Annotated in this window: 25 protein-coding genes, 1 pseudogene and 1 CRISPR repeat array (1 of these 27 cut by a window edge); of the genes and pseudogenes, 16 read left to right on the top strand and 10 right to left on the bottom strand. The window is 61.2% G+C overall.

The window, feature by feature from the left end; translation table 11 throughout:
• A CRISPR array of direct repeats spans positions 1 to 106; the repeat unit is 37 nt; it reaches 3,022 nt to the left of the window's first position.
• A 283-nt stretch (positions 107 to 389) separates the two neighbouring features.
• The gene (gene cas6, locus CYA_RS04120; RefSeq protein WP_011429771.1) at positions 390 to 1,541 is read right to left on the bottom strand and encodes a CRISPR-associated endoribonuclease Cas6; all 1,152 of its coding nucleotides are present in this window, start codon (positions 1,539 to 1,541) and stop codon (positions 390 to 392) included.
• A gap of 424 nt (positions 1,542 to 1,965) precedes the next feature.
• Between cas6 and cas10 the strand changes: the two genes are divergently transcribed.
• Genes cas10 through CYA_RS04070 form a run of 11 tightly spaced genes read left to right on the top strand, consistent with a single transcriptional unit; the run spans position 1,966 to position 11,846 of the window.
• A complete protein-coding gene (cas10, locus tag CYA_RS04115; protein WP_041438169.1) occupies positions 1,966 to 4,266 on the top strand; it encodes a type III-B CRISPR-associated protein Cas10/Cmr2 in 2,301 nt (766 codons plus the stop codon).
• Positions 4,266 to 4,979 (top strand): RAMP superfamily CRISPR-associated protein, encoded by a 714-nt coding sequence (locus CYA_RS04110; protein WP_011429769.1) that lies wholly within the window; start codon positions 4,266 to 4,268, stop codon positions 4,977 to 4,979. The genes cas10 and CYA_RS04110 overlap by 1 nt, the downstream gene beginning before the upstream one ends.
• Entirely contained in the window at positions 4,979 to 6,202 is a 1,224-nt protein-coding gene (csx10, locus tag CYA_RS04105) for a type III-D CRISPR-associated RAMP protein Csx10 (protein WP_011429768.1), read from the top strand. The genes CYA_RS04110 and csx10 overlap by 1 nt, the downstream gene beginning before the upstream one ends.
• A complete protein-coding gene (locus CYA_RS04100; protein WP_011429767.1) occupies positions 6,199 to 6,645 on the top strand; it encodes a hypothetical protein in 447 nt (148 codons plus the stop codon). Before csx10 ends, CYA_RS04100 begins: the two co-directional genes overlap by 4 nt.
• A gap of 3 nt (positions 6,646 to 6,648) precedes the next feature.
• A complete protein-coding gene (locus tag CYA_RS15010; RefSeq protein WP_011429766.1) occupies positions 6,649 to 6,786 on the top strand; it encodes a hypothetical protein in 138 nt (45 codons plus the stop codon).
• A gap of 7 nt (positions 6,787 to 6,793) precedes the next feature.
• A complete protein-coding gene (gene csx7, locus CYA_RS04095) occupies positions 6,794 to 7,636 on the top strand; it encodes a type III CRISPR-associated RAMP protein Csx7 (protein WP_011429765.1) in 843 nt (280 codons plus the stop codon).
• 54 nt (positions 7,637 to 7,690) lie between these two features.
• Positions 7,691 to 8,665 (top strand): RAMP superfamily CRISPR-associated protein, encoded by a 975-nt coding sequence (locus CYA_RS04090; RefSeq protein WP_011429764.1) that lies wholly within the window; start codon positions 7,691 to 7,693, stop codon positions 8,663 to 8,665.
• Positions 8,662 to 9,120, top strand: a complete 459-nt coding sequence (locus CYA_RS04085) for a hypothetical protein (RefSeq protein WP_011429763.1) — start codon at positions 8,662 to 8,664, stop codon at positions 9,118 to 9,120. The genes CYA_RS04090 and CYA_RS04085 overlap by 4 nt, the downstream gene beginning before the upstream one ends.
• Positions 9,117 to 10,169, top strand: coding sequence for an RAMP superfamily CRISPR-associated protein (locus tag CYA_RS04080; protein WP_011429762.1), 1,053 nt, complete (start codon positions 9,117 to 9,119; stop codon positions 10,167 to 10,169). Before CYA_RS04085 ends, CYA_RS04080 begins: the two co-directional genes overlap by 4 nt.
• Before the next feature lie 10 nt (positions 10,170 to 10,179).
• Positions 10,180 to 10,896: a hypothetical protein gene (locus tag CYA_RS04075; RefSeq protein ID WP_011429761.1), complete on the top strand. Its 717-nt coding sequence runs from the start codon at positions 10,180 to 10,182 to the stop codon at positions 10,894 to 10,896.
• A 53-nt stretch (positions 10,897 to 10,949) separates the two neighbouring features.
• The gene (locus CYA_RS04070) at positions 10,950 to 11,846 is read left to right on the top strand and encodes a putative CRISPR-associated protein (RefSeq protein ID WP_011429760.1); all 897 of its coding nucleotides are present in this window, start codon (positions 10,950 to 10,952) and stop codon (positions 11,844 to 11,846) included.
• Here the strand turns inward: CYA_RS04070 and CYA_RS04065 are convergent.
• The 4 genes from CYA_RS04065 to CYA_RS04050 all read right to left on the bottom strand — a co-directional run bounded on the left by CYA_RS04065 (position 11,843) and on the right by CYA_RS04050 (position 15,499).
• Positions 11,843 to 13,321, bottom strand: coding sequence for a hypothetical protein (locus CYA_RS04065; protein WP_011429759.1), 1,479 nt, complete (start codon positions 13,319 to 13,321; stop codon positions 11,843 to 11,845). The genes CYA_RS04070 and CYA_RS04065 overlap by 4 nt on opposite strands.
• A 73-nt stretch (positions 13,322 to 13,394) precedes the next feature.
• Positions 13,395 to 14,090, bottom strand: coding sequence for an alpha/beta hydrolase (locus CYA_RS04060; protein WP_011429758.1), 696 nt, complete (start codon positions 14,088 to 14,090; stop codon positions 13,395 to 13,397).
• A gap of 31 nt (positions 14,091 to 14,121) precedes the next feature.
• Complete coding sequence (gene hemF / locus CYA_RS04055; RefSeq protein ID WP_011429757.1) at positions 14,122 to 15,135, bottom strand: oxygen-dependent coproporphyrinogen oxidase; 1,014 nt, start codon at positions 15,133 to 15,135, stop codon at positions 14,122 to 14,124.
• Between the two features lie 121 nt (positions 15,136 to 15,256).
• A complete protein-coding gene (locus tag CYA_RS04050) occupies positions 15,257 to 15,499 on the bottom strand; it encodes a Ycf34 family protein (protein WP_011429756.1) in 243 nt (80 codons plus the stop codon).
• Between the two features lie 213 nt (positions 15,500 to 15,712).
• Between CYA_RS04050 and CYA_RS04045 the strand changes: the two genes are divergently transcribed.
• The 3 genes from CYA_RS04045 to CYA_RS04035 all read left to right on the top strand — a co-directional run bounded on the left by CYA_RS04045 (position 15,713) and on the right by CYA_RS04035 (position 18,966).
• Complete coding sequence (locus CYA_RS04045) at positions 15,713 to 16,006, top strand: hypothetical protein (protein ID WP_011429755.1); 294 nt, start codon at positions 15,713 to 15,715, stop codon at positions 16,004 to 16,006.
• Positions 16,007 to 16,451: 445 nt separating this feature from the next.
• A complete protein-coding gene (locus CYA_RS04040) occupies positions 16,452 to 17,702 on the top strand; it encodes an MDR family MFS transporter (RefSeq protein ID WP_011429752.1) in 1,251 nt (416 codons plus the stop codon).
• Positions 17,703 to 17,751: 49 nt separating this feature from the next.
• Positions 17,752 to 18,966: an NAD(P)/FAD-dependent oxidoreductase gene (locus tag CYA_RS04035; protein ID WP_011429751.1), complete on the top strand. Its 1,215-nt coding sequence runs from the start codon at positions 17,752 to 17,754 to the stop codon at positions 18,964 to 18,966.
• On the opposite strand, the gene proC is transcribed toward CYA_RS04035, so the two are convergent.
• The 5 genes and pseudogenes from proC to speB all read right to left on the bottom strand — a co-directional run bounded on the left by proC (position 18,952) and on the right by speB (position 22,910).
• Entirely contained in the window at positions 18,952 to 19,755 is an 804-nt protein-coding gene (gene proC, locus CYA_RS04030; RefSeq protein WP_011429750.1) for a pyrroline-5-carboxylate reductase, read from the bottom strand. The two genes, CYA_RS04035 and proC, sit on opposite strands and share 15 nt — an antisense overlap.
• A gap of 5 nt (positions 19,756 to 19,760) precedes the next feature.
• Positions 19,761 to 20,330 carry a cell division protein SepF gene (locus CYA_RS04025; protein ID WP_011429749.1) on the bottom strand — a complete coding sequence of 190 codons (570 nt, stop codon included), beginning with the start codon at positions 20,328 to 20,330 and terminating at the stop codon, positions 19,761 to 19,763.
• A 573-nt stretch (positions 20,331 to 20,903) separates the two neighbouring features.
• Positions 20,904 to 21,578 carry a YggS family pyridoxal phosphate-dependent enzyme gene (locus CYA_RS04020; protein ID WP_011429748.1) on the bottom strand — a complete coding sequence of 225 codons (675 nt, stop codon included), beginning with the start codon at positions 21,576 to 21,578 and terminating at the stop codon, positions 20,904 to 20,906.
• A 33-nt stretch (positions 21,579 to 21,611) separates the two neighbouring features.
• Positions 21,612 to 21,795: pseudogene (locus CYA_RS15695) on the bottom strand (hypothetical protein); the annotation flags it as partial.
• A gap of 209 nt (positions 21,796 to 22,004) precedes the next feature.
• A complete protein-coding gene (gene speB, locus CYA_RS04015; RefSeq protein ID WP_011429747.1) occupies positions 22,005 to 22,910 on the bottom strand; it encodes an agmatinase in 906 nt (301 codons plus the stop codon).
• Between the two features lie 172 nt (positions 22,911 to 23,082).
• Here speB and CYA_RS04010 point away from each other — a divergent pair, with 172 nt between their 5' ends.
• Both CYA_RS04010 and CYA_RS04005 read left to right on the top strand, forming a co-directional pair.
• Positions 23,083 to 23,835 (top strand): DUF561 domain-containing protein, encoded by a 753-nt coding sequence (locus tag CYA_RS04010; RefSeq protein ID WP_011429746.1) that lies wholly within the window; start codon positions 23,083 to 23,085, stop codon positions 23,833 to 23,835.
• Positions 23,836 to 23,866: 31 nt separating this feature from the next.
• On the top strand, positions 23,867 to 24,166 hold the full coding sequence (locus CYA_RS04005; protein ID WP_143597299.1) for a hypothetical protein: 300 nt from the start codon (positions 23,867 to 23,869) through the stop codon (positions 24,164 to 24,166).
• Positions 24,167 to 24,349 lie beyond the last annotated feature (183 nt).

Below are 24,349 nucleotides of genomic sequence, written 5' to 3'. Positions count from 1 at the left end.
GATCCCTACCTTTTCCCCGCAAGGGGACGGAAACTAGAGAGAAGCGAGTAATGAGCAAAGAGAAGTGAGGTTGATCTCTACCTTCTCCCTGCAAGAGCATGCCTCTAACCCCCAAAACCCTGAACTTTGCTGAATTTACTGAGCTTTAGGCGGTTTGGCAAAAGTCATTGAGAGGGATATAGTAGACCAAGTTTCCCCCTGATCCTTGAGTCCACCGCAACGGTTGCCGGGAAGTGAAGGGGGAAAGCGCTCGGGGGGTATTCCTCAGGGCTTTGCGGGATACCGCCTTCCTGCTCAGAGATAGGCAGGATGCGATCGCTTCTTTCCTGAACCATGTTCAGGAGAGTTCAGCGTGAATGTATCAGGCTCAACAAAGTACCTCAAGTCATCTAGGGAAGACTGCTCGACGAGTAGTCCTGGGATCCAGACTGGAGAGAGCGGCGGGCCAGCTTGGCATAGGTCTTCACCGTCTCGTAGGGCATCTCCAAATCAGCGGCGATCTGTTGTAAGCTCTCTCCACCTTCGCGGCGGGCCAGGATCGTCGCCCACAGTTGGGCAGTTTTTTCGGCGCGGGATCCCCCTTGTCGTTGCCGCTGGCTGAGAAAGAGGGCGCTCAGCTCCTCGATGCGCCGGGCCAGTTGCTCTTCCCGGCAAAGGACGGGGGTGGCGGGCAGCTCTTCGGCCAGCCAACCGAGGCGGGTTTGCCCCAGCCCAAAGGGGGTTTTGTGGCCGGTGCCGCAGTAGGGGGCAAGGTGGATCAGGGCTTGGAGCTGCTGCTGCAACAGCTCAGGCGCACGGGAGGAGACAGCCAACTGCACACAGCCGATGAATCCCGTCACGGATCCCTGGCGACCTGCGGTGGTTTTCACCGATTCCAGACGGTGCCGCTGGATGATCACTTCCCCATCCACCCAATCCAGAAAAGGCTCCGCCTCGATGGGCAGACCGGAAAAATCGTTCCAACGGCGCAGATAGCTGTGGAACAGGTTGCGAGGGATCGGCAGCGGCAGATGGTGGCCCCGGTGGCGAAAGCTGGTGGGCGAGACGAAGGAAAGGCTCCAGGAGCGGGGGGAAAGAGGCTGCTCCAACAGTTGACGATAGGTGCGCGGGGGGGCTGAGACCTTCCATCCCAGAATCTGCAGCGGGGATCCGCGCAACTCCAGCCAGGGGGGCAGCCGTCGGCACCATTCCCGCAGCCACTCCACCACTTGGGGGTTGAGGGCGGTGATCGACCAGCGGAAGGGGATCTGGGGCGGGATCAGCAGTCGCCCCCCCTGCTCGCGGAAGGGCCCCATCAGCCGGGAGAGGGTAAAAGGTTTCTCCGATTCTCCATCGTGCAAATAGGCCGATAGCTGCGGGTCTGTCTCTTGCACCTGGCTCAAGAACCAGGCGTGCAGCCCTTTGGCATAGTGGGGATCCAACAGGTAGGGCTGAGGGGCCTGCACTTCCAGGGCGATCCCCACCAGCTCGGATCCCGCCGGCCACTTGCTGTTTTCTGCTCCGGCGACGGGTGGCTCTGAAAAACTCAACTTGGTCAGCATAGGCCCATCCCATTTCTGCTCATCCCCAGTCAATAGCAGCCCCTATCCAAAATCAACCTAGAGCCACTTTTCCTTTGAGAGGATTTGAGAAGGGATCCCTTCCAATTTGCTTTACCTTTAAATCGCTGGCTGGGCCAACCGAAAAAAGTCTTGAATCTGTTGGCAATGAATCCAAATCGGCCTATACTGTCTCCCAGTCTGGAACTGCAAAATGCAACCATCAGTCACTGCCATGGCCTCTCTCTGTCGGCTGCGATTCTCTGCCCGCGTGGCTGCTATTGCCGACGCCGTCTTTTTGAAGCGCCTTTGGTTTTGATGAAGGATTTGTGAAGTTCAAGGATCGCTCCAGTCAAAAGTCAGGGCCGGATTTGCCCGCCAGCACAGCAGCTGCGTTCTATATCTTCTTTTTTGCCAGGTGTTGCCCATGACCGCTACCTCCTCTGCCTCCCCCGTGCCCATCGCGTTGGCCTGGTGCCTGGCCTGGGGAGAAGGGCGGGATCCCCAATTTCCCTTGCCGATTCTGCAGCAGATGTGCGCAGCCATCCGCACCGACGACGCAGCCGGGATCCCGGAGGCGCTGCAGCCCCTCTGGGCGCAGGTGCGCCAATTTCAGGAGAGCGTGGCGGCCACAACCTTTCCCAAAACCTTGGCAGAGTTGCAATCGCGCTATCCGGAGCTGTGGCGGCAGACCAGCCGCATCGGCTTGGTTTACGGGGGGGCTACCAAGATCAAGGGCTACGTCTTCGAGTCCGCCAAACTGCCGGAAATTCGCGGCGCCTCGGCCCTGTTGGATCGCATTAACCTGGTGGATCTGCCCGCCTTTTTTGGGGATCCCGAGCAAACCTACTTGGGGTGGAAAGCCTTGGGGAAGGAGTCTCGAGCAGAGCTGGAGGCCTACGTGAACCGGCGGGTTCGGCCCTGGCTGCAGCAGCACTACCCGGCTTTGGCGCAGGCTCTCATTCCGGAGCTCCTCATCTACTCCACCGGCGGCAACCTCTTGGCCTTCTGTCCGGCGGCCTATGTGGACGACCTCTGCGAGGCCATCGAGCGCCGCTACACCGAAGAAACCCTCACCGCCAACGCCTGTGCCGTGGGATCCGCCTTTCGGCTGCTGGAACTGCGCTACGGCCTGTTGCGGGATCCCATCGAGCGCACCCCCTGGCTGGACTGGCTGGCCCAACACCAGGCCCACCCTCTGGTGAGGGCCTACTTTGGAGATTGCAGCGAAGCCAGCTTCCAGGCCCGCAAAAGTTTCAACGAGCTGGTGGGCCACCTGGCTGCCCGCTTCCAGCACCGCCGCAACGGCAATCCGGATCCCGGTCGTCCCAGCCGCGCCCATCCCGCCTGTTTTGAAACCCACCCCTACCTGCGCCGCGACAGCACCGACCGCCGCCCGGCCCTGGCCAAAGCCGACCTGCCAGGTCAGCCCTGGCTATCGGAGGCCACAGCCCGCAAAGCGCTGGTGGGCCGCCAGGCCAAGCGCCTGGAGACAGGCCAGCAGGGGTGGTTCCGCAAATTCCCCGCCTGGGATCCCGGCTTTGTGGAAAGCTGGGTAACGCGATTTGCCCGCTTCCTCGACTCTCCCGCCGGCGAGCCCTACCAGGAGCGCTATTTGCAGCCCTGCGCGGGATCCGGCCAGGGGATCGGCGAGGCGCAATCGCTGCGGGAAGTGGCCAACGCCAGCCAGGGCTTTGTGGCCTACCTCTACGCCGACGGCAACAACATGGGGGGCTACGTGCAGCAGATCCAAACCCCAGAGGCCTACCGGCAATTTAGCCGCGACGTTTCCGAGGCCACGGAACAAGCCGTTTACCGCGCCCTTGCCCAGCACCTGCAGGCGCACCGGCTGCGGGGCCTGCCGCCGGATCCGGAAAGCGGCAGAGACCGCAACGGCGAGTGGATCCACCCCTTCGAGATCCTGACCATCGGCGGGGACGATGTGCTGATGGTGGTGCCAGCCCACAAGGCCCTGGACATTGCCGCCACCTTTTGTGAGCAGTTCGAGCAGATCCTGCTGGCCAAATCGGCCACCTACGCCGCCCGCTCCCTCGGCCAGGTGCCGCACCGCTACCCGGCCGACAGCCCAGACCAGCTCTGTCGGCTCTCCACCTCGGCAGGCGTGCTGTTTGCCTCGGAAGACACCCCCATCTACTATGCCGAAAGGCTGACCGAACAACTGTTGAAATCTGCCAAAAGCCGCGCCAAAAAGCTGAAGCCCCGCGATCAAGACTTTTCGGTGGCCACCATCGACTTTCTCTCTTTGAAATCGGTGACTTTGATCGCCTCCAGCATCCAGGATTTTCGCCAGCAGGCCCTGGAGAATCGCCAGAACGGCCACCTCCTCAAGCTCTACGCCGGCCCCTACACCGTCCCGGAGATCCGTGGGCTGCTGAGAACGGTGCAAGCTTTGCAGGCGGCGGATTTTCCCCGCTCCCAGCTCTACCAAATCCGCAGCTTTTTGGAAAAAGGCAAGCGCACCGCCACCCTCAACTACCTCTACTTCCGCACCCGGCTGGGCCAAAAAGGGCAGCCGCTGATCGAGGCCTTTGAACGCACCTGGTGCAAGGCCAAAACCAACGACGGCCACCTTCCCCCCTGGATGTACGTGGCGGCGGAGGGGGAACCCACCTACGAGACCATCTGGCGGGATCTGGTGGATCTGTACGCTTTTGTCCAAAAACAGCCCCAGGCCGAGGGTCGGCCCGTTCCTGTGGAGGTGAAGTGATGGTTCGGCTGGCAGAGCTGCCCCAAACGAGCACCTCTATCCCTTTGAAGGCCACCCTCGCCTCGGCTCTGGCGGTGGGATCCGGCGGCTCCAGCGGCTCCCTGGCGGACAAGCCCCTGCTCAAGGATGCCTACGGCAAGCTGCTCATCCCCGGCTCCCAGTTGAAGGGAAGGCTGCGCCACGAGTGCGAAAAGCTGGCCCGCGGCCTCGGCTGGGCCATTTGCCGCTCCCCCGACCCGGAGCGCATGTGTCCCAAGCGGGAGGGGATCGACGGCCACTTCGACCGCCCCGAATACCAGGTCGAGGGCTACGCCGGATCCCATTGCCTGGTCTGCCAGATCTTCGGCAATCCGGCCCTGCCTTCCCGCCTGTGGGTGGCGGATCTCGTCTGTGAGGTGCCGCCGGCAGCGCTGGAAGCGACCCTCCGCCCAGGAGTCACCCTCAACCGCCGCCGCCGCACCGCCGAGGATCAGCGGCTCTACCTCATCGAGACCTCGCCGGCAGCCGAGCTGATCTTCTCCGGATCCCTGCAGCTTTTACCCGACTGCCCTCCCTGGGGCAAGGCCCTGCTGCGGGTGGCCCTGCACCACATTGGGGCGCTGGGAGGCAGCAAATCTGCAGGCTTGGGTTGGTTGCACTGGGATCCCCAGTCTCTAGCTGCCCTGCAGCCGAATGACGCAGATTGGGCCTTTTTGGCCGGAGGAGGGAGCTGATGGAGGCCATTGAACTCACGCTCACTGCCGAGTCTCCCCTGGCCATCGGTCGGCAAAAGCCGGGCGGCTCCATCAGCGAGGCCCAGGACTTCATTCCCGGCAGCGTGATCCGGGGGGCCTTGGCCGACCTCCTGCTCCGCCAAAGCCGGCACCGCCCCGGCGAGGCCCTGACAGGAGATCTGGCCGCCCTGTTCACGGAGGCCCGTGCGGCGGTGTTTACCCATGCTTATCCGGGATCCGGCAGCCGGGTTTTGCCGGCCACGGCCTTTAGCTCCAAAAACAACCCCGGCTTCCGCTCAGAGGCGGGCAAAACGGGGGTGTTCGACACACTGCTGGATCGCTTCTGCTCGCAGCGGCTGGGGATCCCCTTTGATCCGGCAGAGCCGGATGGCTCCGGGGGCAGGGTGGAGCCCTTCGGCGGCTTTTACAGCCAGGAGGAGGGATCCCGCTACCGAAGGGTGGCCGTGTCCAAGCGCCTGCTCACGCGGGTGGGGATCAACCGCCGCCGCGCCACCGCCGCCGACCAGATCCTCTACAGCCTGGAGGTGATCAACGAGGGCCGGGCCGGGCGAGATGGGAGCTTGCAGCCTTCCCTCTTCAGCGGCCACATCTATCTGCAGGATCGCGAGCTGGCGGCAGCCCTCGCCGGCTACCTCAACACCCACGCCCGCCGCTTGTCCTTGGGAGGGGGAGTGTCGCGGGGGCTGGGCCGGGTCAGCCTTGCCGCTCGACACCTGAGGGCCCCGAAGCCCTCCCTGGCTGAGCGGGTGGCAGCCTTTAACCAAAAGCTGCGGCAGCGCTGGCAACAATGGCAGGTGTTTGGGAATCCCTGGCAGCCCTTGCCGCCGGAGCGGCAGTACTTCTCCATCGGGCTGCAGTCGGGGGCCATCCTCAAGGAGCGCTGGCAACGCACCACGGTGCTCACGCCGCCGATGCTCCAGGAGGAGGCCAACTGCGAGGACGGATCCCTGGTCTTGGAGCTGGCCTGTAGCAGCTACGCCTATGTTTCCGGCTGGAACGCCGCCTGGGGGCTTTTTAAAGATGTAGAGCTGGTTACAACCCAGGGCAGCGTCTTCCTGCTGAGCACCACGCAAATGGAGCGCTGGATCCCGATTTTGGCGGAGATGGAATACTGGGGCATCGGCGAGCGAACCGCGGAGGGATTTGGCCAAATTGAGGTCTGTAGTCTGTTCCATCATCATTTCTGGGAGAACCCGCTATGACCTTCGCCACCAGCGAGAGCAAACTGGAGCAAAAACAGGAACTTGAGATCCAGCGGCACATTCGGCTGGCCGAAGATGAGCTGGTTGCCAGAATCCAAACCGCCTTGGATAACTTTAAAGGTCTGAGCAAATTGGAAGAGGCCCAGTACCGCAACTTGTTGCATGTGGCAGCTTCCACCGAAAGCTCAGAGGTAATCAAGAACTTCTTGCGCTACCAGATGGGGCGAGATGAAAAGTGGGGTCGGGGCAAGAACTCCTTGGCAGAAGCCATCATCCAAGACATCGACAACTGGATCCATCAAAAGGCCCTCGCCATTGCCCAAAAGGCCGGCGTTGAAGAAAGATCCCCCAAAGTCAACGAGATCAAAATTGACTTGATCCGGCGTTACCTGGGCTATGGGGCGCGCTATCTCAAGTACAAGCGAGAAGGGGGAGGATCTTAAAGCATGACCAGTTGTGCCCTTGAGGGTGTCGTCTCGACCTTCCGGCTCAGCCAGTTGAAAATCATCCCCATCCTGTTTGCCGAAGCCGTAGTGGATGGAGGATATCTGTGGAGCGTTAACTTCAACCTTAACCTGATTTGAGGGAACGATGTTCGACGTTTTCAAAAACCGCTTGGAGATCACCGGCACGCTCACCACCGTGACCGCCCTGCACATCGGGGTGGGCCGCTCCACCGAGCCCATCGGCTCCGATTTGCCGGTTCTCAAGGACGCGCTGGGCCGCCCGCTCATCCCTGGTTCCAGCCTCAAGGGGGCGCTGCGCTCCCGCCTGGAGAGTTTTTTGCGCGGCATCGATCCGGCGCTGGCCAGGGATCCCAGCGAGTTGACCGGCAGCGAGCAAGTCCGGGTGGTCAACCAAATTAAGAACACCTACAAAGACGACGACGCAACCCTGACGCAAAAGCTGATCGAGGCCACCGACTGGGTCTCGCAGGTGTTTGGATCCCCTTGGCTGGCGGGCAAGGTGCAGATTCGCGATTTGCCCGTGGTGCGGGAAGCCTGGTTTGGCCAATACCAAGAGCGGGATGGTGTGGCCATCGATCGGGATACGGAGACGGCGGCAGAGGGCAAGCTCTACGACTTTCAAGTGGTGCCGGCCAACACCCCCTTTCAGTTCCACGCCGTTGTCGAAAATGCCGAAGCATGGGAGCTGGGCCTGCTGGCCATCGGCTTGCACCAATTGGAAACGGAGCAGATCCCCTTGGGAGGGGGGCGCTCCCGCGGCTTGGGGGTCGTCCGCCTGGAGATCGGGGCGGTCTATTGGTTTGACTCAGAAGGGGATCCGCGGCGGCTGCTGACCTATCTGCAAGAGCTGGTGGCCGGATCCCGGCAACCCCTTAGCCCGGAAGAGGCTGCCGCCTTGCGCCAAGACTGGGTGGAAGCCCTGGTTGCCAAACTAACCGCTGTCGCTCCCGTCGGCCCCCGCAGCTAGCGCAAGGGTTGGGCGAAAACCCTCTTGTTCCTCTTCAGTGAAGGATCCCAGGCCATGCACAAGCGCTACGTTAACCACTGCACCCTCTGCCTCACCCTCAAGCCAGATGGCCCTGTGCTCATCAAAGCTGGCAAACAAGGGGCAGATCCGACAAAGCCCGACATGGAGTTTGTGGAAACCTATCGCGGCGGCGGGCGGACAGTCTATTTTCCCGGCAGCTCCCTCAAAGGGGCCATTCGCGCCCACGCGGAGCGCATCGTCCGAACGGTGGGCGGCGACAGACGGCCTGAGGGGAACAAGTTGCAACTCTGGGCCAGCGATCCCCTCGACCAAAAGGCCAACCAGTGGCTGGAAAAAATTGCAGAGTCCCACCGGGTTTACGCCCTCTCTTCTTTTACGGATCAGATGTTCGGCAACACGGCCATCGCCAGCCGGCTGCGCATCGAGGATGCCTATCCCAAGCCGGGGACACCTCTGCGCCTGGAAGAACGCAACGGGGTGGCCATCGATCGCGTCTTCGGGTCGGTGGCGGTGGGGCCGTTTAGCTACCAAGTCTGTGTCGAGGGATCCTTTCAAACCAAGATCCACCTGAAAAACTTTACCCTGGCCCAACTGGGCCTGCTGGGGCTGGTGCTGCGGGATCTGGACGAAGGATGGTTTGGTATTGGCTTTGCCAAATCCCGCGGCATGGGCCGCGTTCGGGTGGAGTACGAGTGGGCGACGGTGGACTACCCGGGCTGCCTGGTGGAGGAGGGGAGCCAGGAGCTACGGCTGCTGGGATCCCAGCTTGCCTGGCCAAGGGGATCCCTGCTGGGGGCGAGCGAGTTTCTGAGTCCAGAAGAGGCGGGCAAATACGGCTTTGCCAAACCCGATCGCCAGTTAGTGCCGGTGGGAGCGGAGCCAATGCCTTTGGGATTTGGGGCGCGGCTGACCTGGGATCAGACGTCTGAGGCCAAGGTGGAACATCTGCTCGCCACCGCCGTAAACAGTTGGGCCAAACTCCTGCAAGCGGAGGCAAAAGCCGTATGAAACCAGCCTACGTCGCCTCCCTCAAGATTCAAGATGGGGCAGAGTCCTCGCTTTCCCAAGTGCTCTCGGCTTGTTTTTCCACTTCTGAAAAAACCTACTCCTTTCTGCGCTGGCCCCATCGAGTCAGCGGCATTCAGGTGGGGATCCCGGCGGATCCCGTCTGTCCAGAGGGGCAAGTTTTCTCCCAACAAGGGGAACTGCGCTGGAAAAGCACCCCCCACGGCTGGGATCTGCTGTATCTGGGGATCCAACCTCCTCCCGACTTCTTTGTGCCGCTGGCCGGGGAGTGGCAGTGGGAGGATCGCGAGGCCGACCTGTACGGATCCCAAAGCCTGGAAACCCGCTTTCCCCAAGGTCTTAGCTATCCGAGGCATCTCAAGCTGGGCCAGCGCTACTTTCGCGATGGACGCACCGCCCGCGTTCACTTTGTTGCTCTCATCCCGAGGTCAAGATGACTCCCCAAGGCCCCCGACCCTTGCCCGCCGGCAACCCAGCTCGGGGCAGAGGTGAGCTAGCCGTCGCTCGCAAACCCTACGAGCTGATCCCCTTTCCCCAACAGCCTCCCAAGCTGGAGCATCCCGCCGGCCACGCCAAGTTCCATCCCGACAAGTTGCACGGCACCCTCTTTCTCACCCTGACGGTGCAGACCGCCCTCCACATTTCCACCGGCCACCTGGCCTTGGGCAGCGACGTCGGCGTCAACGGGATCCGGGTGCTCAAAACCATGACCACCACCCCCGACGGGCGGCTCAAGATCCAGGGCAGCTCCCTCAAGGGGGCCATCCGGGCCATGTACGAGGCGATCACCAACAGCACCCTTGCAGTGATCACCAGCCGCTACAAAGATCGGATCCCACCAGAGCGGCAGCCCTGCCGCCAGAAGGAGCGGCTATGTCCTGCCAGCCGCGTTTTTGGCGCCCTCAACTGGCAGGGACTGGTGGAGTTCAGGGATGCCATTGCCACCGGCACCGGATCGGGTGTCGGATCCCTGCCCCCGCTGTACCGTCCTCGCCCGGATCAGTGCAAAGCTTACTTTAAAAAGGAAAACGGCAAAGTCATTGGACGCAAGTTCTACTACACCCACAAAAAAGCTTTGCAGGGCCATCAAAAGGGGACACCCACCCAGCAGGCGGCGCAAAATACGGTTTTCAAAACCCAGATCCACTTCAAAAACCTCACCCCTGCCGAGCTGGGCACCTTGTTCACGGTTTTGGGTCAGGATCCCAACCATCCCATGCTGCTGAAGGTGGGGGGCGGCAAGCCTGTAGGACTGGGATCCCTGCAGGTCACCCTGGACAAGATCGAGCAGCCCCGCAACCTGAAAGAGCGCTATAGCCGCTACGATCCCCCAGAAGCCGATACCCTGGAAGGAGGACGCCTCCAAGCTTTTGTGCAAGAGCAAATTCGAGCTGCCCAGGGCTACATCTTGCCCGAACAGCTCAAGCGATTGGCCGCCATCCTAAGTCCCACTGCTCTGCGCGAGCCGCCCACCGGAGTGTACTGAGGGTTCCCCCATGCTGTCAGACACTGTCGATCTCAGCCCCCAATCTTGGGATCTCGCCCACGGCATCGCCCTGACCTTGGCCAAGGAAAGGGTGGATGTCGACGAGTTGAGCAAATGCGTCGCCTATCTGCGCTCGGTTGCCCATCACCCTGACGCGGGATCCCGTTTCTTCCGATTCACCGGCGAGCTGGTGCGAGAAACTGGCCTCCACCGCAGCAACGAAACCCCACGCTACTACCGGCTCATCGACCAAACCTGTAAAAAGTACTTGCAATCTCTGCAGGATAGGCCGGCTGAGATGCTGCAGATCCTGGGCTGGGCCGCCCGCCTGGCCCGCTACTACAAAGATGGGGGAGTGCCGATCGGCGAGATCCCGTCCCCTCCCGATCCCAATGGCGGTCGTCCGACCCATTCCCGCGGCGGCGAGGCCAAGCCCCAGCCAGAGGCACTGCGGCCCAAAGAGCAACCTGAACAAAAGCAGGCTCAGCCCCAAGTTGAAAATGCAGCAGCTTCTACCAAGGCCCGCTTCAAAATTGGGCAACACCTCAAGGCCAGCATCACGAATATCAAGGGCAACGAAGTTACCTTCCAAATCGTGAATACGAATATCAAGCTCACCCAAAAAGAGCCGAAACGGGCCGGATCCCTGACGGTGGGGCAAGAAGTGGAGGTAGAGGTACTCGACTTAAGGGAAGATGGCAGAGTTCGCAGAGTAAGGCTGCTCTGATTGCGAGAGGGGATGGAGCCCTTAAAAACTGCGAGAAAGTTAGGGGATAACTCATGCAGACCATCATCATGACGGTGGGCACCTCTTTGCTCACCAACCCGGACAAAAACCTGCAACCACAACGCCCTTGGGCCGGCCAAAAAACCATCGGGGATCCGGAACGGGCCTTGGCCTGGATGAAAAAGACAGATTTGGAACTAATCAGCGCCGAAACCAATACCTACTACCGGCTGGATCCCACTCCCCAGGATGCCTTGATTTTGCTTTACTCCGAAACCTCTGAAGGACTGGAGTGTGCCCAGATTTTGCAGCTCTTTTTTGAAGAAGCGCTGGGCCAACAACAGGTTTCGCTGGTGCCCCTCCCCGGCGTTAACTACGAGCTAGAGGGATCCTCCCTGGAGCGGATGGCCGAGCTGTTGCGCCAGTTGGCGGAAAGCGCTAAAGGGATCGTCACCTTCGCCGCCACCGGGGGCTTCAAAGCCCAGGCCATGATCATGGCCGTGGTGGGCAGTCAATTGGGGATCCCGGTCTGCTACATCCACGAGCAATACAAGTCTTTGGTGTATCTGCCCCATCTGCAACCGCCAGTCCAGCCTCGGATCCCGCGGGCGGCTCTCCCCGATTCCGGTCGAGATCGCTCCCAGGTCATCCAATTGCGGAGCGACAGCAGCCATCACCGTCCTCGCAGTTGGGTCAAGGTGGAAAAGCTCCTGCGCGACCTTCCCTGGGTAGATCTGGTTCGCTACGACTCAAACGCCTACGCTGCCCCCAAAAACGGCGTCAAAGCCGCCAACCGCAGAACCGAAGATGGTCGCCACATTTTGTGGGTTCATCTCCACGAGAGCCAGGACACCCATCTTGCGGTTCGGGTGGAGACCACCGGCTATACCCCCGACCACCTGGAGCAGGCTGCCGCCGAGTTGCGGGAGCGCCTTGGCCGTCTCCTTTAGCTTTTGCTCAACTGCTGGGCCACGAGTTGTACAATGGCCTGGGCCGCACCCGGACTGCCCCCTAGACGTTGCAATTCCCTCTGCATCTGCTGACGCCGCTCGGGATTAACCAACAGGGCTCGCATCTGTTCGGCCACCTGGGCTGGGCGCAAATGGCTTCGCAGCTCCGGCACCACCTCGTGTCCGGCCCAGATGTTTGGCCAAGCCAGGTGGCCCAACCACTGCAGGGCAATTCTGTTGATGAGGCGGGCTAGCCAGGTGCCCAGGCCAGGCAAGCGGGCCAACAGGCCAGGGATCCCGTCCCAGGCGCGCATAGCTTCTAGCTTGTTGGTGGGGATCGCCACCACCATCGGCACCCCTAAGTAGGCCAGCTCGGCGGTGTTGGCCCCAACTGTGGTTAGGCAGAGGTCGCAGTTGGCCAGCACCGAATAGGCAGGGAAACGGGTCCACAGCTGTACCGTGGTGCCAAAGGGGGTGACGAAGTGGGATCCAAGATTGGTTTGCTCCAGGGTGGCGGAGGTGCCGTAGATGATGGCCATATCGGGGTTAAGCCGGGGATGGGCATAGGCCGCCAGGGATTGTGGGGTCTGTCCAGGAGCCACCGGGATCACAAAGCGGACGTTGGGCAACAGCTGGCGCAATTCATCGGCCACCGCCAGCACCAGCGGCACCCCCAAGGAGAGCTTGGCCGGCTTGGAGCCGGGGAGCAGCCCCACCTGGTAGTGGGTGCGGATGCTATCGCCAAGACGTTGCCAGCCGCGCGGCAGCAAGGCTTCGTCGGCAGAGGTGGGTTCCACCTTTTCCGGTGCCGTTCGCAGCGATCCCAGCTCCTCGATGGGATCGGGGAGGGGCTGGAGGAGGGTGGAAAAGCCTGCCGTCGATTTGGGAGCAGCGCTAGGAGTCGGCGGGGGAAGGGAGCGGCTGCTGAGCCAGCCGGGAAGAGGTATCCCCGGCAAGTAGACAGCACTGGCCACGCCATCGGCCATCAGATCCCCGACCACGTGCATCTTGGCAGCCCAGCGGTGGCCCAGGATGCGTCCCCCGTCGTAGCGACGTTTGATCTCCTCCGTCCGCACCGCAAAAACGTCTACCCAGGGTCGCCAGCGAGGCCGACGCTCCGCATACACCACCACGCGGTAGCCGAGACGACGGGCAATCCAGACAGCAAAAAACTGATCCCCCCCCAGAAACAGCACCACCCCCCGTTTGGCCCAGTCCCAAGCTTCTTCGGTTTGGCCAGTGAGCAAAAAAGCTAGAAAAAAATCGGGATCCTGAACCCGATCGACCTGGATAAATTCCTCCGCTATCTTCATCTCTTGCCCAGAAGCGTGCGGACAAGGAGAGAGGACCAGGGAAAGACGGGCCTGGGGCAGTTGCTGACGCAACTCGAGGACAACTGGCCGCACCCAGGTGAGCAGCTCGCCGGGGCCGTTGGAGAGGATGAGAATGTCGTAGGGAGGCTGGCCGCCGTTCACTGAGACCCTCAGGGGGCAAAAACTTTGCCGCTATTGTAGGGGATCCCAACGGCTCCCAGCCCTTGCCCAGGGTTCAACTCCAAGGAGGGCCACCGTTTTTGTCCAACTGACTTTGCAACCACCCTTGGATATCCCGCAAACTTTCTGGGGAAACCTCGTGGCCCATTGCGTACTCGCGATAAGTAAAGCTCAGGGGCAGCAAGGCAAAGTAGTCGCGGATCTGGCGGCCAAAGGCCACCGGTAAAACGGTATCGGCAGTGCCGTGAACCACCAGGATCTTCAGATGCTGCATCCGGGCTGGCTCTACCGCCTCGGCCAGGATCTCTGGCGAAAGACGACCGCTTATTGCCACCACGCCGGCTAGCTTCTCAGGCTGGGTTAGAGCCAGATATAAGCTCATGATTGCCCCTTGGCTAAACCCCAGCAAATAGACCTGGGCCGGATCCAAGGAAATGTCGGCCATTCCCTGGGACAAAGCCTGATCCAGAAAGCAGCTTAAAAGCTCCCGGCTGCGGCGGGCTTGCTCGGGATCCCCCACCAGCCCTTCCGGCGTCCAGGCCATTTCAAACCAGGCAAAGCCACCTGCCCCCCAGGGAAGCGGCGCCCTTAGGCTAATCACCGACAAGCGGGGATCCAAGTAAGGGGCCAACTGGAGGAGATCCCCCTCATGACTGCCGATCCCGTGCAGCATCACCAACACCGGCGCCTTGCCGGGCCCGGCGTGGCGGGGGGGTTGAAAGCGGTAGGCAAGGGGCAGCGGGGAAGACACTGCAATCCTCAGAAATCGAGACCAATGCCGCCTAGACCCAATCCCGAGGCTGGCGCAGCACTTCGTAGAGCTTAGCTTCCCAGCTATCGGGCGGTGGCTCGTAGCTGTATTCCCAGCGCACCAAGGGCGGCAGCGACATCAGGATCGACTCGGTACGGCCTTGGGTCTGGAGACCAAAGACCGTGCCCCGGTCGTAGACTAGGTTGAACTCCACATAGCGGCCGCGCCGGTAGAGCTGGAACTGGCGTTCCCGCTCCCCCCATTCCATCCCCTGCCGCCGCTCTACAATCGGCACATAGGCGGGCAAGAACGCCTCGGCACAGGCTTGCACCAGCTCAAAGAGGTGTTCCCAACTGCGGGATCCCACCCGCACCTGGAGGGGCGGCGGCTCAGCGGCGAGCTGCTCGGGATCCGCTTCTGCCTCGCCCTCAGGACGGTAGAGCAGCCCAGGCCGGTCGTCTTGATAGTCAAAGAAAATGCCGCCCACGCCGCGGGCCTCGCCCCGATGGGGCAAGAAGAAGTAGCGGTCGCACCAGATCTTGAAAGCCGGGTAGTAGGCCGGATCCAGCCGGTCGCAGGCCGCCTTGGCAGTGCGGTGAAAATGGGCCGCATCCTCCTCAAACAGGTAGTAGGGGGTGAGATCCATGCCGCCGCCAAACCACCAAACCGGCCCCGCCTCAAAATAGCGGTAGTTGAGGTGAACCGTCGGCACGTAGGGGTTGCGGGGGTGCAACACCATCGAGGTGCCGGTGGCGTAGAAAGGATGCCCTGCTGCCTCTGGGCGCTGTTTGCAAATCGAAGGGGGCAGCTGGGATCCAAACACCTCGGAAAAATTGACCCCTCCTTGCTCGAACACCCCTCCCTGCTGGATAACCCGCGAGCGACCGCCCCCCCCTCCAGGGCGTTCCCAACTGTCTTCCCGAAACTTGGCTTTGCCGTCCAGTGCTTCTAGGCGAGCGCAGATCTCGTCCTGGAGGTGCCGCATAAACTGGCTTACTCGTTGACGGGCATCTGTTGGCGGCGCTGTCGGGCTTGCGGTCAGCATCATCGTCTTTCCATCTCTTGAAACGGACAGAACAACCTCCCCCTGCTAAGGGCAGACCCAAGGCTCAAGCCCCGCAGGCGCGGAGAACCCTTTTTCGGCGATCTAGGCCACTCCTAGGATTTTAAGTGGGAACGACCTCCTGGGGGCGAAGCCGAGCCCACTTGTTCCGCTCCTCGCGAAAGCTCTGGCAGGCCACCACATCCCACTCCATCTCGGTGCCGCCGTTGCGGATGTTGACGTTGATCTGGGGTCCTTGCGGCTCAAAATCTGGCGTCAGGGTGAGGTGGGGCTGCTGGTGCTGCGCTTCCACAGCGTGATAGGTGGTGCAACGATCCACATAGTAGCAGTGAATACAAATGCACATGGCTGCTGCCTACCCGAAAGAGTCTGTGACCTCGACGATAGCATTCTCAGAGGCGGGGGATCCGGCTTGCTCAACCGACTCCTGAGGCATTTCTTAGGAAAGAGAGGCATCTCCCCTTCTCTCGTCTAAAATCTCAAGTACTCATCCACCCATGAGGCTAAGGTTTGGTTCCTAGTCAGGATCGAGTCAACCAGGCTATCCCGAGAAATTGCCATGAACACCCACACCCGCTACCGCTTTACCTGCACCCTCTCCTTTGGGGATATCTACGGCCAGATCATCGTTTGGCTAATCGTGATTTTTGCCGGCCTGGGTGCCGCCCTCTCTTTGATGAATAGCCCCCTCTACGCCTTTCTCACCATCGCGCTGATCTTGGTCATCTCCCTGCCTTTTCTGCTCTTTGCCTTCGTGACGACGCTGCTCAACCACATCGAGTTTGTGGCTGTTCCACCGGAAGAAGAGGAAGAGCGCGCTGCGGCAGCCGAGTCGCCGGTGACCGTCAGCTAGCAGCCATCTGAACCTGGCGGCCCCAGGGATCCCTGGGGGCGCGGGACAGGGGCACTTTCTCCTTAATACTTGTTTAAGCTTTGTCAAATTTTGTCTATAATCGGGGCTAGCAGCCCTGCTGGCTGGCCCCTTTGCCTTTGCGCTTCCTAGCTCAAGGAAACAGCCGGGGTTGGCTCAAGGAAGCGCTGCAGGAAAGCGTAGGAAAAGGTGTGTGCAAGGGTGATGAAGGCAATGGAAAATAGCTTGGCCCAGCTCGACTACCGAGTGTACCGGCTGGCGCGGCTGTTGAGCGAATACCTCAACTTGGGGAGTTAATTGCAGTTTCCGCCGGATCTTTGGAGGGTGAGCCGCTGGCTCCCCCTCAGTTTTCCGCCCGCTGAAGTGGATCTGGCGTCAGCGACCGGGATCCCGTAAGCTAGCTAACCTATCTCCCGTTGCATCCCCTATGCGGATCCCGTCCTGGTGGCCAAAGCTAAGTTTTCAGGTTTGGCTAATCTTTATCGGTCGGCTGCTCTCCCAAACCGGAACCGGCTTTACCCTGTTCTACGCCAGCCTCTTTTTCGTCAATCAGGTGGGGCTGACGGCTACCCAGGTGGGTTTGGGCCTGGGCTTGATGGCCTTTACTGGCGTATTTGGCCGCATCCTCGGAGGTTCGATGGCAGACGGAGCTTGGGGCCGCCGCTCCACCTTGATCCTCTCGCTGGCCATTTCCGCGCTGGGATCCTTCGGCTTTGCCCTTTCCCGTGGCTTCTGGAGCTTTGCCTTGGCCAACCTGGTGGCGGGGTTTGGGCAGGGCCTCTATTGGCCGCCGGCGGAAGCAATAGTAGCGGATCTAACCCCGCGCGAGCAGCGCAACGAAGCCTATGCCCTAAACCGCCTGGGGGATAACTTGGGCCTGAGCCTCGGCGTGGCCATGGCCAGCGCCCTGGTGGCTCTGACGAAGAACTACCGCCTCTTGTTTATTATCGACGGCCTCACGTACTTGATTTTTTTAGCCCTGCTCTGGCTTTGCATTCGGGAAACTCGGGTAGCTCCGTCGGCGGCAGAGTTCGCAGGCTGGAAAGCCGCCCTGAGGGATCGCCCCCTATTGGTGTTTGCCGCGGCCAACATTTTCTTCACCACCTACATTGCCCAACTCAGCAGCAGCTTGCCCCTTTACTTGCGCAAGGGGGCTGGGATGCCTGAGGTACAGATTGGCACGTTGTTTGCTCTGCACGGCGCCCTCGTTGCCCTGCTGCAGATGCCGGCAGCTCGTTGGCTCAATCGCTGGACGCGTGTCCGCGCCCTCCGGGGATCCGCACTGATGTGGGGGCTGGGATTTGGTTTGGTTTGGCTCAGCGGCCTGGCGGCCCAGTTGGGAGCGATGCCGGCTATAGGGATGGCGGCCTTGGCCTTGGCAGTGCTCTCGTTGGCCTTGGTGAGCTACAATCCCTCCGCTTCGGCGCTGGTGGCAGATTTGGCCCCGGATCATCTGCGGGGGGTGTATCTGTCGGTCAACTCCCTCTGTTGGGCAGCAGGCTTTGCCCTTGGGCCGCTCATTGGGGGAGTGGCTCTGGATCTGCCGCCAGCGTGGGCAGGCGGGCTGTGGTTGTTTTGGGTGGCCAGCGTTAGTCTTGTCTGGGGGATCCTTAACGTTTTGGATGGCCTTCTGCCCCTTCGCGCCAAGGAGGCTGCTCCCCTGGCCAGCAAGCTCTAGGAGGAGATGGGCAGCTTGTTAAGCTAATGTTACCTTCAGCTTTCTGAACATGCGTCGTATTTGCATCCTTGGGGGCGGCTTTGGCGGGCTGTACACAGCCCTGGAGCTTATCTGCCGACCTTGGCCGGAGCCGCCCCAGATTACCCTGGTGGATCGTCAGGAGCGCTTTGTCTTTGCTCCTTTGCTCTACGAGCTGCTCACTGGTGAGATGGAAGAGTGGGAGGTGGCCCCCCGTTTTCAGGATCTGCTGCCGGAGGGGGTAGAGTTTCGCCGCGGCGCGGTGCAGTCGGTTGACCTCCAAGACCACCGCGTCTTTTTAGCAGAAGGGCAGACCTTGGAGTACGACGCCTTGGTGCTGGCCCTGGGAGGGGAAACTCCCCTGCAGGGCGTGCCAGGAGCAACAGAGTTGGCCTTTCCCTTCCGCACCCTGGCCGATGCCCAGCGGCTGCGGGCCCACCTGCAAACTCTAGAAGCCCGGGATCCGGCTCAGGCGATCCACCTGGCTATTGTGGGGGCGGGGGCCAGCGGCGTAGAGCTAGCCTGCAAATTGGCTGACCGGCTGGGATCGCGCGGCCGGATCCGTCTTATTGAGCTGGGATCCCAGATTTTGTCGGGGTTTGCCCCCTCCAGCCGGGAGGCGGCCCAGGCGGCGCTGGCCCAACGGCGGGTGCAGGTGGAGTTGCAAACCAAGGTCTTGGGCATCGAGGCCCTGGGCGAGAACGGCGCCCCTCCCTTCCGCCTGCAACTGCAGCGGCTGGCGGCCCAAGAGATGGCCACGGATCTTGTGGATGGCGTGCTGTGGACCGTCGGAACCCGACCGGCAGCGGTGATTGCCAACTTGGATCTGCCCAAAACTGAGCGGGGACGGCTGCAGGTTTTGCCCACCCTGCAAACTCCCACCTTCCCAGAGATCTTCGCGTTGGGAGATGCGGCGGCGGTGCTGGATGCCAGTGGCCAGCCGGTGCCCGCCACTGCCCAAGCGGCTTTTCAGCAGGCCGGCTATTGTGCTTGGAACCTGTGGGCTCTGCTCACGCAGGAGCGGCCCCTGCTGCCGTTCCGTTACTTCTCTCTGGGGGAGATGCTGAGCTTGGGAGTGGATGCGGCGGTAGTCTCCACCCTCGCTGGCCTCACCCTAAGCGGCCCCTTGGGCTATTTGGCCCGACGAGCTGCCTACCTGGTGCGCCTCCCTACCCTGGAGCACCAGCTCAAGGTGGGATGGAACTGGATCGCCCGCCCGCTGTGGCAGGCGCTAGGATCCCTGTAGCTGACGGGAGCGCTCGTAGGCTGCCTGCACCGCCCGCATCAAGGCCCCCCGCACCCCCGCCTGTTCTAGGGCTTGGATCCCGGCAATGGTCGTTCCCCCTGGGCTGGTAACCTGATCCTTGAGGAGGGCGGGGTGAAGGTTCTCTTGCTGCATAAGGGCGGCAGTGCCCGCCAAGGTCTGCACCGCCAACTGAGTGGCGATGGAGCGCGGCAACCCCACCCCTACCCCGCCGTCGATCAGCGCCTCCAGGATCACCGCCAAATACCCTGGCCCCGACCCCGAAAGGGCCGTCACCGCGTCCATCTGGCTCTCCGGCACCGTCACCACCTGGCCCACGGCGCGAAATAGCTTCTCCACCTGCTCTACCTGGGCGGGCGTCACCCCCGGCCCGTAGCTGATGGCCGTTATGCCCGCCCCCACCAGCGCCGGCGTGTTGGGCATGGTGCGTACCACCTTTTGCTGAGGAAAAGCCTGCTGCAACTGCTGCAATGGGATCCCGGCCATAATCGAGATCACCAACTGCGTGGCGGACGGCTGGCCCATCTCTGCCACCACCTGCGGGAAAACCTGGGGCTTGACGGCCAAAAATAAAATCTCAGACTCTCCTGCTTGGGCAAGATCCGCCAACAGCCGAATGCCCAGCTCCTGCTGTAGGGTATTGGCCTTGTCCGGGTCGGGCTCCCGCAAAGCCACCTGAGCTGCAGGATAAACTCCCGCGGCCACCCAACGCCGCAGCAGGGCGGATCCCATGGCTCCACCCCCGATTACACTCAGCAGCGGTCGCTCCATGCCGGCTAGTGCTGCCCCACCGCCTGCAAATGTTCATAGCCGCTGGGCCAGAGAGGGGTGGGGCTTTGCAGAGGGCGCTGCAGCGGCGGCATCCCTTGGCTGCTTGGAGTAGAGACCGTCACCGTGCTGGGGGTGAACAAAAAAATGTTTTCGCCAATGCGCTCTTGGTGGCCATCGATGGCGTAGGTGCCGCCGGCAACAAAATCCACAGATCGCTGCGCCTCGGCGGGATCCATCAGGGTCAAGTTCATGATCACCGTCTTGCGCTCCCGCAGGTACTGGATGACTTGTGCCATCTCGTCAAAGCTGCGCGGCTCCAGCACCACCACTTCGCTAGTGGGTGGGTTGACGCCCGGTAATCCAATCACGTTGCTCCCCATACTGCCCCCCCCTAGGCGATCCCGATGTTGACTGCGCCGATGGCCCCGCGCCTCTTCTCGACCGACAGACCCTTCCCCGGCTTCCACTCCCCGCTGTCGGCGTCCGCGTGGAAGGGCACTGGCTTCCTGCTCTTCGGGAGCCGGTTGAGAACGGCGTCCCTCGTAGAGCAGTTGGTAATCCTCCTGCCCTTCCATCTCAGGGTACTCCTCCAGGCTGTCCACGGGATCATTTAGGCCCACAAAATCTCTTACCCTGCTCCAGATTCCATTGACGTTCATCGTCCACATCCTCACTACAGGTCATGGTTTGCGGCAAGCGCAGGATTCAGGCTCCTGATGGGATCTTGAGTAGCCCACTCCAGCCAAAGGGCATCTCCAGCCTCATATTTTTAGTTAAAGTTTTTCAAAAGGCCGAGACAGGGTTTGCTCAAGAAGCTGCCAACGCAGGTTAACAAAACCCATGGACTCGACGAGTCGAGTTTACCCAGAAGAAGTAAAGATGTCATCCCACTTGTCCGGCCATTGCTCTGGCCAGAGTCAACTCTGCTCCTCGTCCGGCTTGAACACGTGTTAACAGAGGTGACGCCAATGATTACAAACTTACCTAAAATTTGCCCTGCGAGGGAAATTTTAGGCAGGATTCCCCTGTTTTTGCCCGATCCAGGCCGAACTCCAGCCCTGAGCGTGCCTTGCAGGGCAGCTCCGGAGTTGGACGGCTTTACACAAAATTTAATCACAATTTAACGGCTTCATAGAGACTCCATCTATCTATTTCCGTTCGGCATCGGCAAACAAAGCGCGCCCCAGCCGGATCAAGTTAGAGCCTGCTGCCACCGCCAGGGGGTAATCGTCGGACATGCCCATGGAGAGGGTGTGCAACTGCAGATGCTCGTAGCCGCTGCGCTGGATGTGATCGGCCAGCTCGGCCAGCTTGCGAAACAGCTCCAGGGCTGCCTCTGAGCTCAAGCCCAAAGGCAAAATGGTCATCAGGCCCACAATTTGCACCTGCAGCAGTTGATTCAGTTGCGGCAGGCTTTGCAACAGATCGGGGATGAGCCAGCCAAATTTATGGGGATCCGGGGCCAATTTCACCTGCAGACAGAGCTTGGGGGTGAGGTGCAGCTCCCAGGCTTTTTGGTTGATCAGCTTGGCCAGGCGCAGGCTATCGACGCTGTCAATCCAGGCAAATTGTCTGAGGGCCGGTTTGACTTTGTTGGTCTGCAGGTGCCCGATCAAGTGCCAGACAATATCGGTCAGATCCTGCAGTTGCGCCTGTTTGGCGGCTGCCTCTTGCACTCGACTCTCCCCAAAATGGCGGATCCCGGCCCGATAGGCGGCGCGGATGTGGTTGACGCTGTAACCCTTGCTCACCGCCATGATTTCCACATGCTCTGGGATCTGGGCGCGGATGGCCTGAATGCGGCTGTGGATGAGCTGATACATTTACGCTGAACACTGCTGAACATCACTGTTCAACTATGCAGCGATAGCATTCTGCTTGTTTCCAAACAGAATGGCGGTATCCCGCAAAGCTTTGAGTAGAATACCCAAAGCGCAGTTTCCGTGTCGTCTTACTACCAATTTTCTGCCTTGCTTTGGCTACCATGTTGGCAGACTCGAAAGTAAACAGAAAGATCAACTGGTAGTAATCCGTACTGAACATATTATATAGTCGACGGGGGGCGGCGACGGTTCAAGGGAGCTGGAAGAAGGCGGAGACATGGCTGGGGCCACCTGGGAAGCTAGCAGAAGATCTCGGCAGAGAGAGTCCAGTCCTCATTTTGTCTGGATGCTTCGAGATTGGAGCCGGTGCTCCAGCGGCCAGGTGGAAACAGGGGGAACCCGGCCATAGCCCAGTTCTTCTGGAGCTTAGCCCAAGGCCGCCGCCAGGATCTGATAGGCCAGCTTGGCGACGGTGAAGGCGCTGCGGCGATCGGTTTCCCGTTCCCCGGTGACCGCCAGCTCCACCACATCGGCGCCGATGATTTGCCGCTGCTGCCCCAGTGCCCGGATCAGTTCCACCGTCTCCCACCAGCCCAGTCCACCCGGTTCGGGGGTGCCGGTGGCCGGCACAACAGCAGGATCCAGCCCGTCCACATCCACCGTCAGGTACACCTGGGATCCCAGCGTGGCGATCACCTCGGGGATCCACTCCTGGGCGGGCTTGTGGTGCAGGCTGTGGGCGAAGAAGGTGTGCAAGCGGTGCTTGCGAATGGCCTGGCGGTCTTCGGCGCAGATGGAGCGGATCCCCACCTGGGTGAGGCGACCGCCCACTTGCTCCACCACACGGGCCATGGCGGAAGCGTGGGAATAGCGGGATCCCTCGTAGCTGTCTCTCAGGTCGCAGTGGGCATCGATCTGCAGCACGTGCAGCTCTGGGTAGTGGGGCAGGTGGGCGGCAACCAAGGGGCCAGTGATGGAGTGCTCCCCGCCGATGGAGAGCAAAAACCGCCCCGGCCTCACCCACTCGGCGGCGCGGCGCTGGATTGCGGCCATGGCCAGCTCATGAGTGTCCAGCCCCTCGAACTCCACTGGCGGCGCCGTCCAGTAGCGGGAGATCTCTGCGGCAAAGTTGGGGTGGAAAGCCGGCTGGCAGTCTCTCACCTCGTCGTAGATCTCCACGTACGCCGAAGCCTCCAGGAGTGCTTGGGGGCCTTTGGCGGTGCCTTTGCCGTAGGAGGTGGTGGCCTCGTAGGGGATGGGCAACAGAATGGCTTGGGCCATCTCCGGATCCGGCTCAGGCAGGCCCAGGAAGGGGAAAGGAGAGCGGTACATGGCAAGAGCACAAGAAGGGATCCCTATTTTATTGAAAAATCTTGCGATAGTCCGAAAGGATTGGGATGGATCCCTTGTAGGATGGCAGCAAACCCTCTAGACTGAGCAAAGGTTTCCACAGCCGATTTGCTTGCACTCCTCCTGTGTCCCGTTTCCACAAGCTGACAAGCCTATGACCACAGCCTCTCAAGCTGCCCTTTTCGACGCCCTTGCCCGGCGCCGTGCCCTCAAGATCATCAGCGGCCTGCAAAACTTCGACCTGCAGTCGGTGCTGAAAGTCACCCGCGCCGCCCAGGAGGGAGGAGCCACTTGGGTGGATATCGCCGCCAGTCCCGAATTGGTGCAGCAGGTGCGAGCCCAGATCGAGCTGCCCATCTGCGTGTCGGCGGTGGACCCGCAGCAATTGGCTGCTGCCGTGCAGGCGGGGGCCGACATGGCCGAGATCGGCAATTACGACAGCTTCTACCCTTCGGGCCGCATCTTCTCCGCTGCGGAAGTTCTAGATCTCACTCGCCAAACCCGCTCCCTGCTGCCGCGCACTCTCCTGTCGGTTACCGTTCCCCATACGCTGCCTTTGGATCAGCAGGCGGAATTGGCAGAGAAACTGGAGGATCTGGGGGCCGATCTCATCCAAACCGAGGGCGGCACCAGCGCTGAGCCCCGTCACGGCGGATCCCTGGGCCTAATCGAGAAGGCTGCCCCCACCCTGGCTGCCGCCTATGAGATTAGCCGGGTGGTCTCGCTGCCGGTCATCTGCGCCTCTGGCCTCTCAGCGGTGACGGTGCCCTTGGCCATCGCTGCCGGTGCTTCAGGAGTGGGGGTGGGCAGAGCTGTCAGTCGCCTCCAGGATGAAGTGGCCATGGTGGCCCAGGTGCGGGCGCTGAGGGAAGCTTTGTCTGAATCACGGGTGTCGGCGCTTGTTTGACATTGGATGGGAGAGTCCTTTTCCCGGTGGGGTGGCAGGGCGCGGTGTGGCTCTGGCCGAAGCGCAGTTGGAGGTGGGTACCTCCACCACCTTGCCGCCGCAGGCGGCACCGCTGGTGTTGCCTCCCCCGCCGGTGGGAGTTCGACAAATTAGAGAGGATACCGATCCTGAGCAAACCGCCGATATGCCCCTTTCCCTTCTGGCCGAACAGGTGCTGGAGGCGGTGTGCGAAGCGCAAATCGATGCTCAACGGGCCCTGGCCCTCATGCCCGACCTGAGCGAATCCCACATCCGTGCTGCCTGTCCCAAGCGGCTGATCCCCAAAAGCTGAAGGAAAACAAAGGCTGCCCCAGACCTTGGGTTGACAAGTATCCGAAAAACAAGCTAGAGTAAGCGCGCTCCAGAGGAAGGGTGCTCTAACGGCCGGATGTGGGCGCAATTTGCCCAGGGGATCCCCCGTGCGGATTCGCTCCCCACACCAATCTATCCAACTGGGCATCGCCAGGGTGCATCC

Source organism: Synechococcus sp. JA-3-3Ab (genome assembly GCF_000013205.1).
In the GTDB taxonomy this organism is placed as follows: domain Bacteria; phylum Cyanobacteriota; class Cyanobacteriia; order Thermostichales; family Thermostichaceae; genus Thermostichus.
This window is presented reverse-complemented; position numbering and strand designations above follow the sequence as displayed.